Source organism: Variovorax sp. 10N432, assembly GCF_056394465.1.
This window is the reverse complement of record NZ_JBFTHX010000014.1, coordinates 112,060-126,547: the sequence shown is the minus strand read 5'-3', so window position 1 is coordinate 126,547 and position 14,488 is coordinate 112,060. Positions and strand designations below refer to the sequence as shown.

Below are 14,488 nucleotides of genomic sequence, written 5' to 3'. Positions count from 1 at the left end.
CGTTCAGGCAATCTTGAAACGAGACACGGACTGGCGCAACTCTTCGGCCATGTGCGAGAGCTCGCGCACCTGCTGCGCGGTGGTCCGCGTGCCTTCGCCGGTCTGTTCCGTCACGGCGAAGATGTGCTGGATGTTGGCCGCCACCACGTTGGCCGAATCGGCTTCGCGGGAGGCCGACTGCGAAATCTGCTCGATCAGGTCGGCCAGGCGGCGCGACACGCGGTCGATCTCGGACAGCGCAGTGCCGGCGTTGTCGGACAGCTTCGCGCCTTCGACCACGCCCTGGGTCGAGCGCTCCATGGCGCCGACCGCGTCCTGGGTGTCGGTCTGAATCGCCTTCACCAGCGCCGAGATCTGGCGCGTGGCGTCGGCGGAGCGTTCGGCCAGCCGCTGCACTTCTTCCGCCACCACCGAGAACCCGCGACCGGCTTCACCGGCCGACGCGGCCTGGATGGCGGCGTTGAGCGCCAGCACGTTGGTCTGTTCGGTAATGTCCGAGATCAGCTCGGTGATTTCGCCGATCTCCTGGGACGATTCGCCGAGGCGCTTGATCCGCTTGGAGGTTTCCTGGATCTGGTCGCGGATCGAGTTCATGCCGCCGATCGCGTTCTGCACCGCCTGCAGGCCCGACGAAGCGGCTTGCAGCGATTGCCGCGCCACCGTGGCCGATTCCTGTGCCTGCGAGGACACGCCGTTGATGCGCTCGGCCATGGTCAGCACCGACTGGCCGGTTTCGCGGATCTCGCGCAGCTGTTCGGTCGAGGCCGCCAGCAGCTCGGTCGAGGTGCTTTCCACCTGCGAGGTGGTCTGCGCCACGCGGGTCGCCGTGTTCTGCACGTTGCCCACCAGCAGGCGCAGTTCTTCCACCGTGTAGTTCACCGAGTCGGCGATCGCGCCGGTGATGTCCTCGGTCACGGTGGCTTCCTGCGTCAGGTCGCCTTCGGCCACCGTCTGCAGTTCGTTCATCAGGCGAAGAATGGCGGCCTGGTTGGCGGCGTTGACGCGGCTGGCGTCCTCGCTCACGCGCTCGGCTTCGACCCGGTCGCGTTCCGCCGCCGCGGCACGTTCGCGGCCTTCGCGCACCTGCACGAAACCGATCGCGCCGGCCAGTGCCAGGGCGGCCAGCGACAGCACGAACAGCATCACGACCGTGCCGGCGCCCAGGCCGGTGCGGGCCGAGAGCTTGTCCTGCAGGTCGCCGAGCGAGGTGCGCAGCGGTTCGCTGTCGGTCAGGATCGCGGCCTGCGCTTCGCGCGCGGCGACCAGGCCCTGCAGGTTGCCCAGGATGGCGCCGGCCTGCGTGCGGGTCGTTTCGTAGGTCTTCAGGATCGCTTCGAGCTGCTGGCGGGTCTGCGCGTCGCGGGTGCCCGGCAGGCGCTGCTGCGGGCTGCCGTCGAGCAGGCCGCGGGTGATTTCCTGGAAGCTGTTCAGGTCCTTGCCGAGCAGGAACACGGCGTCGGGGCTCACGCCTTCGACCGTCAGGAACTCGTTGGCCGACTTGCCGATGCGCTGGGTCAGCATCACGAGCTGGCCGGCGGCCGAGATCTCGGGGATGGTCGCGTTCTGCTGCATCTTGAGCGACGCCACGGTCTCGGCCATCTCGAGCAGGTCCGACGACTGGCGGTTGATGTCGCGCAGCGCGGTGCCGACCTGCGTCAGGATCTTCTGCTGCGCCAGCACGGCCTTGGCGCTCTTGTCGGCGCGCTCGACCAGCGGGTTGATCTTGCCGAGCTCGGTGTCGTACTGGCTGCCCACGCGCTCCAGCTTGAGCGCGTCGTCGCCGTTCGTCAGGCCCTGCACGCGACGCGTCAGGTCGTCGGCACTGTCGCGCACTTCGGTGAAGGCGCCGACGTTGCCGACCAGCGCCTGCGACACCGACTTGGCGAGCCGCTGCGACTGCATCAGCGACTGGCCGGTGGCGGCCACCTGCTGGGCCAGCCGTTCGGCCCGCAGGATGGCGGAGCCGGCCACCAGCAGCAGCAGCAGCACCACGCCGGCCAGGGCCAGCGCCAGGATCCGCTGCTGGCGCGCCGGGCTGGCGCGCTGCGAGCGCCTGGAGCGCGCGGCCGGCGGTCGCTCGGCACCGGTGCTCTCGACCGGTGCCGCCGCCTCTTCGCTTTGCACCACCGTGTCCTCCAGCTGCATCGGCTCGGGCTCGGGCGCCGCGTCGCGTCGCACGTGCTCGACCCTGTCCTCGGCCGTCTGCACGGTTTCGATGCTGTCCAGCGACAGGGTGGCGGCGCTGTCGCCGCCCACCGCCACCGGGTTGCCGCCCTGCGGCATGAATTTCTTGAACTTGTCGGCGATCGAGCTCACGGTCGGTCCTTCAGGTTGTAAACGTGCACGGCTGGCCGCTCAGGCGCCAATGCTCAGGAACTGGGGTTGCTGGGACAGCGCCTGCAGGTTGATCTCCTGCCAGCGGCCTCCGGCGGCGTCTGTGTACGAATGTCCGAGCCAGGGCGGGGACTCTGCCTGTGGCGCTTCGGAAGCCACGAAGGCATCGACGCCGCGCAGCCCGACCAGGCGGTCGATCAGCAGGGCGCAGTTGACTTCGAGCAGCTCGTTGAGCGCCACCAGCCGGGACTGCGCGCGGGTCGCCTCGTTCAGCACCGGCGGCGCGGCGCCGCCGGTGGCGAAGGTCGACAGCTGCACGACGCCGAACAGGCCGCCGCGCAGGTTGGCCACGCCAAGAAACCAGGGCTCGGTGTAGGGCACGGACTGCGGCGCCACCCAGGGAAAGATCTCGCCCGCATGCCCGAGCGGGAACAGGTACTTCGCTTCGCCGGCCTCGACGGCCAGCCACGAGGCGGAAGCGTCCGAGGTGCGCGCGGCCTGCAGGCGGCTGGCGAGCCGGGACTGGAAAGCACGGAGAGCGTCGCGGTTGGCCATGGGCGGGTTGGATGGACGAGGGTTTCGATCGATCAGGCCAGGGCGCTGATCTTGGCCATCAGCTCGGTGGCATTCACCGGCTTGACGATGTAGTCGCGGGCGCCCTGGCGCATGCCCCAGACGCGGTCCGTTTCCTGGTTCTTGCTGGTGCAGAGAATGATCGGCACCGCAGCGTACTGCGGATTGCGGGCGATGGCACGGGTGAGCTGGAAGCCGTTCTGGCCCGGCATCACGACGTCCATCAGGATCAGGTCGGGCTGTTCTTCCTCGAGCCGGCGCATCGCGTCGTCCGCGTTCTCGGCCGTCTTGACCGAAAAGCCGTTCTTCTGGAGCAGGTCGGTGAGGAACAACAGTTCCGTCTTCGAGTCGTCGACCACGAGCACTTTGCGAATCGCCATTACGAGGTTTCCTGAACGAGGCCGAACTGCTGCACGGCATGGAGCAGCTGGTCCTTGGTGAATGGTTTGGTGAGGTAGTCCTGCGAGCCGACCATGCGGCCGCGCGCCTTGTCGAAGACGCCGTCCTTGGAGGACAGCATGACGACCGGGACGTTGGAGAAGGTCGCGTTGCGCTTGATGATGGCGCAGGTCTGATAGCCGTCGAGGCGCGGCATCAGGATGTCGCAGAAAATCAGGTGGGGCTTGTGGTCGTTGACCTTCGACAGGGCGTCGAAGCCGTCCTCGGCGAGCAGCACTTCATGGCCGCCCTGCTTCAGGAAGATCTCGGCGCTTCGCCGAATGGTGTTGCTGTCGTCGATGACGAGCACCTTGTAGCCGGATCCATTCGCGCTCATTCGCACCGCTCCTGTATGACACCTTGCAGACCGCTGCGCCCCCTCTCAGGATCGCAGGAAGCGCGGCCCTATGCCATGCTTCAGATCTCAACCATCTCGAAATCTTCCTTGCGTGCCCCGCATTCCGGGCAGGTCCAGTTCATCGGAACATCCGCCCATGCCGTGCCGGCCGCAATACCATCCTCTGGCACGCCGACCGCCTCGTCATAGATCCACCCACAAATCAGGCACATCCAGGTTTTCGTATTCATCGCAGCTTAAGGTCCCTGTTCATCAAATGCAACGATCGTATCCAAACGTATCAACAATTCGCGTGACAAGCGTCTCAGTTATGCCACCATCTGTTGAGCCCTGATTTGAGTATGAAAACTTATCTACTACCACCAGAGCACGACCGCAAAGTGAGCGATCTTACCGACCCCTCGGACGACACCGACGCAGACGACGCCGATTTGAATCCACCCTGCGTGCTGGTGTTCAATGCCAGCGACCCGAGCGGGGCCGGCGGCCTGGGCGGCGACGCCCTGGCCATGGCCTCGGTCGGCGCCCACATGCTGGCGGTGGTGACGGGCGCCTACGCGCGCGACACGGCCGAGATCTTCGACCACTTCGCCTTCGAGGAAGAGGCGGTGGCCGAGCAGGCGCGCTCGATCCTCGAGGATGTCGAGGTGCAGTTGATCAAGGTCGGCTTCGTCGGATCGCCCGAAAACCTCAGCACCGTGGCCGAGACCGCGACCGACTACCCCGAAGTGCCGGTGGTCGCCTACATGCCGAACCTCTCGTGGTGGGAAGACGCCCAGATCGAGGCCTACCTCGATGCCTTTCGCGACCTGGTGCTGCCGCAGACCACGGTGCTGGTCGGCAACCACAGCACGCTGTGGCGCTGGCTGCTGCCCGACTGGAGCGGCGAGCGGCCGCCGACGGCGCGCGACATCGCGATGGCGGCCGGGGAATTTGGCGTGCCCTACACACTGGTCACGGGGCTGATGCTGCCGGACCAGTTCATCGACAACGTGCTGGCCTCGCCTCAGGCGGTGCTCGCGAGCGAGAAGTACGAGCGGCTGGACGCCGTGTTCGCCGGCGCCGGCGACACCTTGTCGGCCGCGCTGGCGGCGCTGCTCGCCAGCGGCACCGACCTGGTCGCGGCCACCGCCGAGGCGCTCAGCTACATGGACCGCTGCCTCGACGCCGGCTTCCGCCCCGGCATGGGCCACGTGCTGCCCGACCGCCTGTTCTGGGCCCAGCCCGAGGAGGACGAGGACAATGACGACCTCGCGTCCCCCACGGACTTCGCCCTCCCCCCGCACGACACCCGGCATTAGCTCGCCCCCAGGTCGGGCTCACTGCGTGTAGCCCTCCCACCCCTGCCGGGGGCAACACCAGCGGCCCGGCAAAGCCGGTTCCGCGGTGTTTCACCAACGGGCCTGGCTTCGCCGGCCGCGGCAAGCGACATGAAAGATACTCTGCCAATGCCAAACATGGACCAGAACGAGATCCTCTTCGAGCGCGCCCGCGCCGTCATTCCCGGAGGCGTCAATTCGCCGGTGCGGGCCTTCAAGGCCGTGGGCGGCACGCCGCGCTTCGTGAAGCGCGCGCAGGGCGCCTACTTCTGGGACGCCGATGACAAGCGCTACATCGACTACATCGGCTCGTGGGGCCCGATGATCCTCGGCCATGGACATCCGGCCGTGGTCGAGGCAGTGCAGCGCGCCGTCACCGAAGGTTTCTCGTTCGGCGCCCCGACCGAGCGCGAGATCGAGCTGGCCGAAGCCATCCTGGCGCTGGTGCCGTCGATGGAGATGGTGCGCCTCGTGAGCTCGGGCACCGAGGCCGCGATGAGCGCGCTGCGCCTGGCCCGTGGCGCCACCGGCCGCAAATACATCATCAAGTTCGAAGGCTGCTACCACGGCCATGCCGACGCCCTGCTGGTCAAGGCCGGCTCCGGCCTCGCGACCTTCGGCAACCCGACCTCGGCCGGCGTGCCGCCCGAGGTGGTGCAGCACACGCTGGTGCTCGAGTACAACAACCTGGCCCAGCTCGAGGAAGCCTTCGCGCTGCACGGCCACGAGATCGCCTGCCTGATGATCGAGGCGATCGCCGGCAACATGAATTTCGTCCGCGCCAGCGCGGCCTTCGCCAAGCGCTGCCGCGAACTGTGCACGCAGTACGGTGCACTGTTGGTGTTCGACGAAGTGATGACCGGCTTCCGCGTCGGCCTGCGCGGCGCCCAGGGCGTGCTCGGCGTCACGCCCGACCTCACGGTGCTGGGCAAGGTGATCGGCGGCGGCATGCCGCTGGCGGCCTTCGGCGGACCGCGCGCGATCATGGAACAGCTGGCGCCGATGGGGCCGGTCTACCAGGCCGGCACCCTGTCGGGCAACCCGGTGGCGACCGCCTGCGGACTCGCCACCCTCAAGGAGATCGCCAAGCCGGGCTTCTACGAAGCGCTGTCGACCAAGACACGGTCGCTGGTCGACGGCCTGAAGGCCGCCGCGGCCGCCGAGGGCGTGCCCTTCAGCGCCGACAGCGAAGGCGGCATGTTCGGCTTCTTCCTGCTCGACGCGCTGCCGCAGAACTACACGGCGGTGATGAAGAGCGACGGCACGAAATTCAACACGCTGTTCCACGGCCTGCTGGAGCGCGGCGTCTACATCGCGCCGGCGCTCTACGAGGCCGGCTTCGTGAGCGCCGCGCACAGCGACGACGACATCGCCGCCAGCGTCGAGGCGGCGCGCCAGATCTTCAAGACGCTGTAGGCGCAGTGAAGCTGCCATCGCTCCTGGCAGGCGCGTGCCTGCTGCTGCCCGGCCTTGCGCTGGCCCAGGCCGACATCAGCCAGGTCTGGATCAACCCGGGCTTCTATTCGCTGCATTTCGATCGCAACAAGGGGCTGGAAGACGCCAACCCGGGGATCGGCATCGAGTGGCCGATCGACAAGACCTTCTCGGCCACCGCTGGCCGGTTCCGCAACAGCGACCGCGACTACTCGAACTACATCGGCTTGTACGTGATGCCCTTCGAGTTCCACGGCGTGAAGCTGGGCGCCGTGGTGGGCGGCTTCGACGGCTACCAGATGACCAACAACGGCGGCTGGTTCCCGGCGCTCATCCCGACCGCGGCGATCGAGGGCAAGCACTGGGGATTGAACATCGCGATCATCCCCAGCATCAAGGACAAGCTCTACGGCGCCATCAGCTTCCAGCTGAAGTACCGCTTCTCCGACGGCAGCGATTAATGCCGGAAGTGGCGCACGCCCGATAGCACCATGACCACGCCGCGCTCATCGGCGGCGGCTATCACTTCCTGGTCGCGCATCGAGCCGCCGGGCTGGATCACCGAGGTCGCACCGGCGTCCACCACCACGTCGAGCCCGTCGCGGAACGGGAAGAAGGCATCGCTCGCGACCGCGGTGCCGGCCAGCGACAGGTTCGCGTGCTGGGCCTTGATGCTGGCGATGCGCGCCGAATCGAGACGGCTCATCTGGCCGGCGCCGACGCCCATGGTCATGCCGTCGGCACAGAACACGATCGCGTTGCTCTTGACGAACTTGGCGACTTTCCAGGCGAACAGCAGGTCCTGCAGCTGCTGCGGGGTCGGCTGCTTCTTGCTCACGACCTTGAGCTCGCCGATCGACAGCTCGCGATTGTCGGCGGTCTGCATCAGCAGGCCAGAACCGATGCGCTTGACGTCGACCGCGTTGCGGCCGTTGTCCCAGTCGCTCTTGCCGCCCGGCGGCAGCGCGATCTCGAGGATGCGCACGTTGACCTTGCTCTTGAAGACTTCCAGCGCCTCGGCCGAGTAGCCCGGCGCCATCAGCACTTCGACGAACTGCTTGCTGACCGCTTCGGCCGCGGCCCGGTCCAGCGGCCGGTTGAAGGCGATGATGCCGCCGAAGGCCGAGGTCGGATCGGTCTTGAAGGCCTTGCTGTAGGACTCGAGGGCATCCTTGCCGGTGGCGACGCCGCAGGGGTTGGCGTGCTTGACGATCACGCAGGCCGGCGTGTCGAAGCTCTTCACGCATTCCCATGCCGCGTCGGCATCGGCGATGTTGTTGTAGCTGAGTTCCTTGCCCTGCAGCTGCTTCGCCGTCACCAGCGAACCGGGCGCCGGGTACAGGTCGCGATAGAAAGCGGCCTGCTGGTGCGGGTTCTCGCCATAGCGCAGGTCCTGCAGCTTGACGAAGCGGCCGTTGCTCTGGGCCGGGAACAGCGCGTGGGCGCCGTCTTCCTGGATGCGGGAGAGGTAGTCGCTGATCGCGCCGTCGTACTGGCTGATGCGGTTGAAGGCAGCCACCGAGAAGGCGAACTTGGTCTTGTCGCTGAGCTTGCCGTCGGCCTTGAGTTCGGCCAGCGCCAGCGGGTACTGGGAGGCATCGGTCAGCACGCCGACGTCCTTCCAGTTCTTGGCCGCGCTGCGCACCATCGCCGGACCGCCGATGTCGATGTTCTCGATCGCGTCCTCGAGCGTGCAGCCGGGCTTGGCGACCGTGGCCTCGAAGGGGTAGAGGTTGACCACCAGCAGGTCGATGGTGGCGATGCCGTGTTCCTTCAAGGCAGCCATGTGCGCCGGCACATCGCGCCGCGCCAGCAGGCCGCCGTGCACCTTCGGGTGCAGCGTCTTGACCCGGCCGTCGAGCATCTCGGGAAAGCCGGTGTGGTCGGCCACTTCGGTGACCGGCAGGCCGGCGTCGGCCAGCAGCTTGGCGGTGCCGCCGGTGGACAGCAGATGGATGCCCAGCGCATGCAGCGCCTGGGCGAATTCGAGGATGCCGGTCTTGTCGGATACGGAGATCAGTGCGTTCATCGGGAATTACTTCAAGAGTTTGTGTTCGACCAGCTTCTTGCGCAGCGTGTTTCGGTTGAGGCCGAGCCATTGCGCGGCCTTGGATTGGTTGCCCTCGGCGCGCGTCATCACGACGTCGAGCAAAGGCTTCTCGACCACCCGCACCAGCATCTCGTACATGCCGTCGGGTTCGGTGCCGCGGAGATCGCGGAAATAGCTGTCCAGGCTGCTGCGTACGCAGTCTTCGATGTGTTTCTTGCTCATGGCCTTCTCTTCTTCTCCTCTTGTTCTGCTTTTCTTACGCCAATGCGTCGGCTGCCTGTTCGTCCAGCTGATCGAGTTCGCCCTCGGCTGCGGCAGGAATGCGGTCCATCTGCCCCGCGAGCGTGTCGAAGAACCCGGCCACGGCGCGCCATTGCGCATCGCAATCCTCGATCGCGTTCATCGCAGTGCGGAACGCCTCGCCGCCGGGAAGCGCGCGCACATACCAGCCGATGTGCTTGCGCGCCGTTCGCACGCCGCTGTAGTCGCCGTAGAGGGCGTAGTGCTCCTTCAGGTGGTCCAGCATCAGTCGACGCACTTCGGCCACCAGCGGCGGGGCCCGATGCGTACCTGTATCGAGGAAGTGGGCGATCTCGCGGAAGATCCACGGCCGGCCCTGCGCAGCACGGCCGATCATGATGGCGTCCGCGCCGGTCAGCGCCAGAACGTCGCGCGCTTTCTCTGGTGAAGTGATGTCGCCGTTGGCGACAACCGGAATGCGCACCGCGGCCTTGACCGCCGCGATGGTGTCGTATTCGGCCCGACCCTTGTAGCCCTGCTCGCGCGTGCGGCCGTGCACGGTCAGCATCTGGACGCCGGCCTGCTCGAAGCGGCGCGCCAGTGTCACGGCGTTGCGACTGTCGTCGCTCCAGCCGGTGCGCATCTTGAGCGTGACCGGCACCCCGTGCGGCAGTGCGGCACGGACCACCGCCTCGGCGATCTCGAGCGCCAGCGGCTCGTCGCGCATCAAGGCCGAGCCGGCCCACTTGTTGCAGACCTTCTTGGCCGGGCATCCCATGTTGATGTCGATGATCTGCGCGCCGCGGTCGATGTTGTATTGCGCGGCCTCGAACATCATGTCGGCATCGGTGCCGGCGATCTGCACCGAGATGGGGCCGGGTTCGCCGTCGTGGTTGGCGCGGCGCGAGGTCTTCAGCGTGCCCCAGAGTTCCTTGCGCGAGGTGACCATCTCGCTGACCGCGTAGCCAGCGCCGAGCTCGCGGCACAGCATGCGGAACGGCCGGTCCGTGACGCCCGCCATGGGGGCGACGAACAGGCTGTTTTCCAGCGCGATATGGCCGATCTGCAGGGTCATGGAGGAGGTTGGCGCGCGCTGGGCTGCTGAAAAATGAGGCACGATTGTAGCGGCGCGGCGCTGCTTCGGCTGAAACGATTTGCACCCTCGCCGCGCAGGCGGGGCCCCCAAGATGAGGGTTCTCGCCTACGCCGGGGCCGGCCCGCGCCTTTCTATACTGCGCGCACACCTATGCAAGCATGGCTCGACTCCCTCCTGGCGCTCCTGGCGCTTCCTCAGTACGGGCTCAGTACGGTGTTCATCGCCGCCTTCGTGTCGGCGACCTTGCTGCCGGTGGGATCGGAGCCGGTGCTGTTCGGCCTGCTCAAGCTCAACCCGGACATGTTCTGGGAGGCCATCGCGGTCGCCACAATCGGCAACACCTTGGGCGGCGTCGTCGACTGGTGGATGGGCTACGGCGCCCACAAGGTGGCGGACAAGTATTCGCATTCGAAGCACCACCTGCGGGTGCTGGGCTGGCTGGAGCGGCTCGGCCCCAAGGCCTGCCTGCTGGCCTGGCTGCCGATCGTCGGCGATCCGCTGTGCGCGGTCGCCGGCTGGCTCAAGCTGTCGTTCTGGCCCTGCGTGTTCTATATGGCGGTCGGCAAGTTCGCACGCTACCTCACGATGACCGTGGCGCTGCTCTACATCTGGCCGAACAACTGAGGCGGCGTCAGCTCAACAGCCCGTAGGGGCCGCCGCGCTCCAGCGCCCGCTGGTAGGCCGGGCGCGCATGGATGCGTTCGAGCCAGGCCATCAGCTTCGGCCGCGAGGCGTCGAGGCCGCCGCGGGCCCGCGCGGCCTCGACCGGAAAGCTCATCTGGATGTCGGCGCCGGTGAAGGCGTCGCCGGCGAACCACTCGCTCTTGCCGAGTTCGCCCTCCATGAAGTCGAGGTGGGTCTTGAGGCTCGGCAGGATGAAGGCCGCGCGGGCCTTGTCGGCGATGCCCTTGGCGATCGGCCTGGCGAAGAAAGGCATCTTCGCCTTCTCGACCCTGTCGAACATCAGCTTGAGCAGCAGCGGCGGCATGGCCGAGCCTTCGGCGTAGTGCAGCCAGTAGCGGTAGCGCAGGGCCTCCGGCGTGCCGGCCACGGGCGACAGCCGGCCATCGCCATAGTGCTCGACCAGGGTCTCGATGATGGCGCCCGACTCGGCCAGCGTCATGCCCTCGTCGGTGGTGACCACCGGCGACTTTCCCAGCGGATGAACCTGCTTGAGTTCGGGCGGCGCGAGCATGGTCTTGGCGTCGCGCTGGTAGCGCACCACCTCGTACGGAAGCTCGAGTTCCTCGAGCAGCCAGAGCACGCGTTGCGAGCGCGAATTGTTGAGGTGGTGGACCGTGATCATGCAGGCGCTCAGGAGCTGAACAGGAAGTTCATCACGTCGCCATCCTTGACGACGTAGTCCTTGCCTTCGGCGCGCATCTTGCCCGCGTCCTTGGCGCCCTGTTCGCCCTTGAAGGCGATGAAGTCGTTGAAGGCGATGGTCTGGGCGCGGATGTAGCCCTTCTCGAAATCGGTGTGGATCACGCCGGCCGCCTGCGGGCCGGTGTCGCCGATGTGGATGGTCCAGGCGCGCACTTCCTTGACGCCGGCCGTGAAGTAGGTCTGCAGGCCCAGCAGCGTGTAGGCGGCACGGATCAGGCGGTTCAGGCCCGGCTCCTCCTGGCCGATCTCGGCCAGGAACATCTTGCGGTCCTCGTCGTCCATGTCGGCGAGTTCGGCTTCGATCTTGGCGCAGATGGCCACCACCGGCGCGTTCTGCGCCGCGGCGTACTCGCGCAGTCGGTCGAGGAAGGGGTTGTTCTCGAAGCCGTCCTCGGACACGTTGCCGACGAACATCGCGGGCTTGGCGGTGATCAGCGAGAACTGCTTGACCAGCGGCTTGTCTTCCTTGCTGAACTCGATCGAGCGCACCGGCTTGTTCTCGTTCAGCGCCGCCTGGCACTTCTCGAGCAGCGCCACCAGCTTGATGGCTTCCTTGTCGCCCGAGCGGGCGGTCTTGGTGTGGCGGTGCAGCGCCTTCTCGACCGTCGACAGGTCGGCCAGGCAGAGCTCGGTCTGGATCACCTCGATGTCGGAGATCGGGTCGACCTTGCCGGCCACGTGGATCACGTTGTCGTCCTCGAAGCAGCGCACCACGTTGACGATGGCGTCGGTCTCGCGGATGTGGGCCAGGAACTGGTTGCCCAGGCCTTCGCCCTGGCTGGCACCGGCGACCAGGCCCGCGATGTCGACGAACTCGACGATCGCCGGCACCACGCGCTCGGGCTGGACGATGTCGGCCAGTTGCGCCAGCCGCGGATCGGGCACTTCGACCACGCCCACATTGGGCTCGATGGTGCAGAAGGGGTAGTTCTCGGCCGCGATGCCTGCCTTGGTCAAGGCATTGAAGAGGGTGGACTTGCCGACGTTGGGCAGGCCGACGATGCCGCACTGGAGGCTCATGGCGGGTGCTTTCAGAATTCTGGGGGTAACCGGGTATTTTAGGCGCCCGGCATCAGGCCGGCGCCGGGCGCTATTCGAAGCGCAGGTTGCCGCCGACCGGCTGGCCGACACGCAGCGCATGCTCGAGCCCCTGCAGCACGATCGCATTCATGCCGAAAGTGATCGCGCCATCGACCCGCGGGTCCGAGCGGTAGGTGCGCAGCGTGTCGCCCACTTCGGGGCTGCTGACGGCGGTCCGGGGATCGATGTCGGGGATCGGGCAGCGCGCGCAGGGCTTGACCGGCCGCATCAGCACCTCGCCCTCGGCGGTCGCGATGTGCAGGATCTCGACGCGGTCCTCGTCGTGCGCTTCGACGCCCGCCAGCACGATGTTGGGCCGGAACCGCTCGATGCCGACCGCCGGATGGCCGGCGGCCGCCAGCTTCGCGTTCAACTCCGCCAGTGAGCCCTCGCTTGCGACGAGCAACGGGAAGCCGTCCGCGAACTGGTTCAGGGCCTCGACGCCCTCGGTCCATTTCAGGCTCGACAGGCGCCGCTGCTCGGGGTCGAAGCGCACCATGCGCAGCTTCTGCGGCCGCCCGGGCTCCGACAGGAAGTCAGTGAACCACTGGGCCGCGATGTCGCCCATGTCGTAGGCCGCCACCTCGTCCTTCCAGACCTTGACCCGGACCGGCTGCTCGACCCGGTCGAAGGCAATGTGCAGCGCCAACATGCCGGGGGCGCGCAGCACCATCTCGGAGTGCTTGAGCTGCGGGCGGACCAGCGCCATGCGGGGCAGTTCGCGCTGGCTGACGAATTCGCCCTGTGCGTCCACCACCATCCAGGCGCGGTCGAATTCCAGTCCGGTCTCGATCAGCAGGGCTTCGTCCAGCTCGACCCCGGCGCAAGACTTGACCGGGTAGACGAACAGGCGGGCGATGGTGGCTTGGAGATCGAAATCGGCAGCATTCACGGGTTGGGTCCCTTCTCGGAAGGACTAGATTGTGCGGGAGTCAGGCCGGCGCCGGGCCGCCCCAAGGCGGCCTGCGGCCCCCTCGGGGGGGCAGCGAACCACACGCAGTGGGGAGCGTGGGGGCCACATCTACAATCTCCGAATGGCTCTTCCCCCCGAAGTTTGCATTCGCGGCGCCGGCATCGTCGGCCGGACGCTGGCGCTGCTGCTGGCCCGCGAACGCGTCCGCGTGGCGCTGGTCGTGCCCGCCGTGCCGCCGACCGGCCAGGATGTGCGCGCCTATGCGCTCAACAGCGCCTCGAAGACCCTGCTCGAATCGCTGCGCGCCTGGCCCGCCGCGGCCCATGCCACCCCGGTGCGCGAAATGCAGGTGCATGGCGACGAAGGCGGACGGGTCCAGTTCTCCGCCGCCCGCCAGAAGGTCGATGCGCTGGCCTGGATCGTCGACGTGCCCGCGCTCGAGCAGCAACTGAGCGACGCGGTGCGCTTCCAGCCCCGCGTCGAGGTCGTCGCCGCGCCGGTGGCCGCCCCCCTGACCGTGGTCTGCGAAGGCCGCATCAGCGCCACCCGCGAAGCGCTCGGCGTGGGCTACGAGGTCACGCGCTATCCCCAGCATGCGATCGCCGCCCGGCTCGAAGCCGAGCAGGCGCACGACGGCATCGCGCGCCAGTGGTTCAACGACAAGGGCGAGGTGCTGGCGCTGTTGCCGCTCGGCGACACCGACCGTTCGCTGGCGCTGGTCTGGTCGGTCGACCAGTTCCACGCCCCGACCTTGCTGGCGCAGCCGGCCGATGCCTTCACCGCCGCCCTGCGCGAAGCCAGCCACGACGCGCTCGGCGCGCTCCGGCTCACCAGCGAGCGCAGCGCCTGGCCGCTGCAGCGGGCCATCGCCGATCGCTGGACCGGCGCCTTCGGCGACGGCGGCGCCTGGGCACTGGCCGGCGACGCCGCCCACACGGTGCATCCGCTGGCCGGCCAGGGCCTGAACCTGGGCCTGGGCGATGCCGCCGCGCTGGCCGAGGTGATCCGCACTCGCGACTACTGGCGCAGCGTGGGCGATGCCCGGCTGCTGCGCCGCTACGAGCGCGCACGCCGCACCGACGTGCTGTCGATGAGCCTCGCCACCGACGGCCTGCAGCAACTCTTCGCCCACAGCGCCGACCCCCTGCCGGCGCTGCGCAACTGGGGCATGCGCGGTTTCGACCGCACACGGCTCGTCAAGAACTGGATCGCCCGCCAGGCCATGGGCCTGCAGTGATCCCCGGAACATCACCATGAAGCACCCTGT

General features: G+C 67.5%; 16 protein-coding genes. 5 read left to right on the top strand and 11 right to left on the bottom strand.

Annotated features, from left to right (window positions below; genetic code table 11):
• Nucleotides 1-3: 3 nt before the first annotated feature.
• The 5 genes from AC1DF3_RS18105 to AC1DF3_RS18085 all read right to left on the bottom strand — a co-directional run bounded on the left by AC1DF3_RS18105 (nt 4) and on the right by AC1DF3_RS18085 (nt 3,933).
• Nucleotides 4-2,145, bottom strand: coding sequence for a methyl-accepting chemotaxis protein (locus tag AC1DF3_RS18105; RefSeq protein WP_478140400.1), 2,142 nt, complete (start codon nt 2,143-2,145; stop codon nt 4-6).
• Between the two features lie 210 nt (nt 2,146-2,355).
• Nucleotides 2,356-2,889, bottom strand: a complete 534-nt coding sequence (locus tag AC1DF3_RS18100; RefSeq protein WP_286534810.1) for a chemotaxis protein CheW — start codon at nt 2,887-2,889, stop codon at nt 2,356-2,358.
• A 32-nt stretch (nt 2,890-2,921) separates the two neighbouring features.
• A complete protein-coding gene (locus tag AC1DF3_RS18095) occupies nt 2,922-3,287 on the bottom strand; it encodes a response regulator (RefSeq protein ID WP_286525490.1) in 366 nt (121 codons plus the stop codon).
• Nucleotides 3,287-3,682, bottom strand: a complete 396-nt coding sequence (locus AC1DF3_RS18090; protein ID WP_286534811.1) for a response regulator — start codon at nt 3,680-3,682, stop codon at nt 3,287-3,289. Before AC1DF3_RS18090 ends, AC1DF3_RS18095 begins: the two co-directional genes overlap by 1 nt.
• Before the next feature lie 80 nt (nt 3,683-3,762).
• Nucleotides 3,763-3,933: a rubredoxin gene (locus AC1DF3_RS18085; RefSeq protein ID WP_007838397.1), complete on the bottom strand. Its 171-nt coding sequence runs from the start codon at nt 3,931-3,933 to the stop codon at nt 3,763-3,765.
• Nucleotides 3,934-4,044: 111 nt separating this feature from the next.
• Between AC1DF3_RS18085 and thiD the strand changes: the two genes are divergently transcribed.
• From thiD to AC1DF3_RS18070, 3 genes are all read left to right on the top strand, one after another.
• Complete coding sequence (thiD, locus tag AC1DF3_RS18080; protein WP_286534812.1) at nt 4,045-5,004, top strand: bifunctional hydroxymethylpyrimidine kinase/phosphomethylpyrimidine kinase; 960 nt, start codon at nt 4,045-4,047, stop codon at nt 5,002-5,004.
• A 147-nt stretch (nt 5,005-5,151) separates the two neighbouring features.
• Complete coding sequence (hemL, locus tag AC1DF3_RS18075; RefSeq protein WP_286534813.1) at nt 5,152-6,438, top strand: glutamate-1-semialdehyde 2,1-aminomutase; 1,287 nt, start codon at nt 5,152-5,154, stop codon at nt 6,436-6,438.
• A 5-nt stretch (nt 6,439-6,443) separates the two neighbouring features.
• Complete coding sequence (locus tag AC1DF3_RS18070; protein ID WP_286525493.1) at nt 6,444-6,917, top strand: hypothetical protein; 474 nt, start codon at nt 6,444-6,446, stop codon at nt 6,915-6,917.
• Here the strand turns inward: AC1DF3_RS18070 and purH are convergent.
• Genes purH through dusB form a run of 3 tightly spaced genes read right to left on the bottom strand, consistent with a single transcriptional unit; the run spans nt 6,914 to nt 9,821 of the window.
• Nucleotides 6,914-8,485, bottom strand: coding sequence for a bifunctional phosphoribosylaminoimidazolecarboxamide formyltransferase/IMP cyclohydrolase (gene purH, locus AC1DF3_RS18065; protein WP_286534814.1), 1,572 nt, complete (start codon nt 8,483-8,485; stop codon nt 6,914-6,916). The genes AC1DF3_RS18070 and purH overlap by 4 nt on opposite strands.
• 6 nt (nt 8,486-8,491) lie before the next feature.
• A complete protein-coding gene (locus AC1DF3_RS18060; RefSeq protein WP_028249493.1) occupies nt 8,492-8,728 on the bottom strand; it encodes a Fis family transcriptional regulator in 237 nt (78 codons plus the stop codon).
• Nucleotides 8,729-8,762: 34 nt separating this feature from the next.
• Nucleotides 8,763-9,821, bottom strand: a complete 1,059-nt coding sequence (gene dusB, locus AC1DF3_RS18055) for a tRNA dihydrouridine synthase DusB (RefSeq protein ID WP_286534815.1) — start codon at nt 9,819-9,821, stop codon at nt 8,763-8,765.
• A 171-nt stretch (nt 9,822-9,992) separates the two neighbouring features.
• On the opposite strand from dusB, the gene AC1DF3_RS18050 reads away from it, so the two are divergent.
• Nucleotides 9,993-10,466, top strand: a complete 474-nt coding sequence (locus tag AC1DF3_RS18050) for a YqaA family protein (RefSeq protein ID WP_286534816.1) — start codon at nt 9,993-9,995, stop codon at nt 10,464-10,466.
• Between the two features lie 7 nt (nt 10,467-10,473).
• Here AC1DF3_RS18050 and AC1DF3_RS18045 read toward each other — a convergent pair whose 3' ends face one another.
• From AC1DF3_RS18045 to AC1DF3_RS18035, 3 genes are all read right to left on the bottom strand, one after another.
• Nucleotides 10,474-11,148: a glutathione S-transferase gene (locus AC1DF3_RS18045; RefSeq protein ID WP_478140382.1), complete on the bottom strand. Its 675-nt coding sequence runs from the start codon at nt 11,146-11,148 to the stop codon at nt 10,474-10,476.
• 8 nt (nt 11,149-11,156) lie between these two features.
• Nucleotides 11,157-12,248, bottom strand: a complete 1,092-nt coding sequence (gene ychF, locus AC1DF3_RS18040) for a redox-regulated ATPase YchF (RefSeq protein ID WP_286534818.1) — start codon at nt 12,246-12,248, stop codon at nt 11,157-11,159.
• A gap of 70 nt (nt 12,249-12,318) precedes the next feature.
• A complete protein-coding gene (locus AC1DF3_RS18035; protein ID WP_478140381.1) occupies nt 12,319-13,200 on the bottom strand; it encodes an MOSC domain-containing protein in 882 nt (293 codons plus the stop codon).
• Between the two features lie 142 nt (nt 13,201-13,342).
• Between AC1DF3_RS18035 and AC1DF3_RS18030 the strand changes: the two genes are divergently transcribed.
• A complete protein-coding gene (locus AC1DF3_RS18030; RefSeq protein ID WP_478140380.1) occupies nt 13,343-14,458 on the top strand; it encodes an FAD-dependent monooxygenase in 1,116 nt (371 codons plus the stop codon).
• Nucleotides 14,459-14,488 lie beyond the last annotated feature (30 nt).

Bases quoted from the DNA above. Each gene is read 5' to 3' on its own strand.
- AC1DF3_RS18105 (WP_478140400.1), bottom strand. From the start codon at position 2,145: ATGCAGCTGGAGGACACGGTGGTGCAAAGCGAAGAGGCGGCGGCACCG.
- AC1DF3_RS18100 (WP_286534810.1), bottom strand. From the start codon at position 2,889: ATGGCCAACCGCGACGCTCTCCGTGCTTTCCAGTCCCGGCTCGCCAGC.
- AC1DF3_RS18095 (WP_286525490.1), bottom strand. From the start codon at position 3,287: ATGGCGATTCGCAAAGTGCTCGTGGTCGACGACTCGAAGACGGAACTG.
- AC1DF3_RS18090 (WP_286534811.1), bottom strand. From the start codon at position 3,682: ATGAGCGCGAATGGATCCGGCTACAAGGTGCTCGTCATCGACGACAGC.
- AC1DF3_RS18085 (WP_007838397.1), bottom strand. From the start codon at position 3,933: ATGAATACGAAAACCTGGATGTGCCTGATTTGTGGGTGGATCTATGAC.
- thiD (WP_286534812.1), top strand. From the start codon at position 4,045: ATGAAAACTTATCTACTACCACCAGAGCACGACCGCAAAGTGAGCGAT.
- hemL (WP_286534813.1), top strand. From the start codon at position 5,152: ATGCCAAACATGGACCAGAACGAGATCCTCTTCGAGCGCGCCCGCGCC.
- purH (WP_286534814.1), bottom strand. From the start codon at position 8,485: ATGAACGCACTGATCTCCGTATCCGACAAGACCGGCATCCTCGAATTC.
- AC1DF3_RS18060 (WP_028249493.1), bottom strand. From the start codon at position 8,728: ATGAGCAAGAAACACATCGAAGACTGCGTACGCAGCAGCCTGGACAGC.
- dusB (WP_286534815.1), bottom strand. From the start codon at position 9,821: ATGACCCTGCAGATCGGCCATATCGCGCTGGAAAACAGCCTGTTCGTC.
- AC1DF3_RS18050 (WP_286534816.1), top strand. From the start codon at position 9,993: ATGCAAGCATGGCTCGACTCCCTCCTGGCGCTCCTGGCGCTTCCTCAG.
- AC1DF3_RS18045 (WP_478140382.1), bottom strand. From the start codon at position 11,148: ATGATCACGGTCCACCACCTCAACAATTCGCGCTCGCAACGCGTGCTC.
- ychF (WP_286534818.1), bottom strand. From the start codon at position 12,248: ATGAGCCTCCAGTGCGGCATCGTCGGCCTGCCCAACGTCGGCAAGTCC.
- AC1DF3_RS18030 (WP_478140380.1), top strand. From the start codon at position 13,343: ATGGCTCTTCCCCCCGAAGTTTGCATTCGCGGCGCCGGCATCGTCGGC.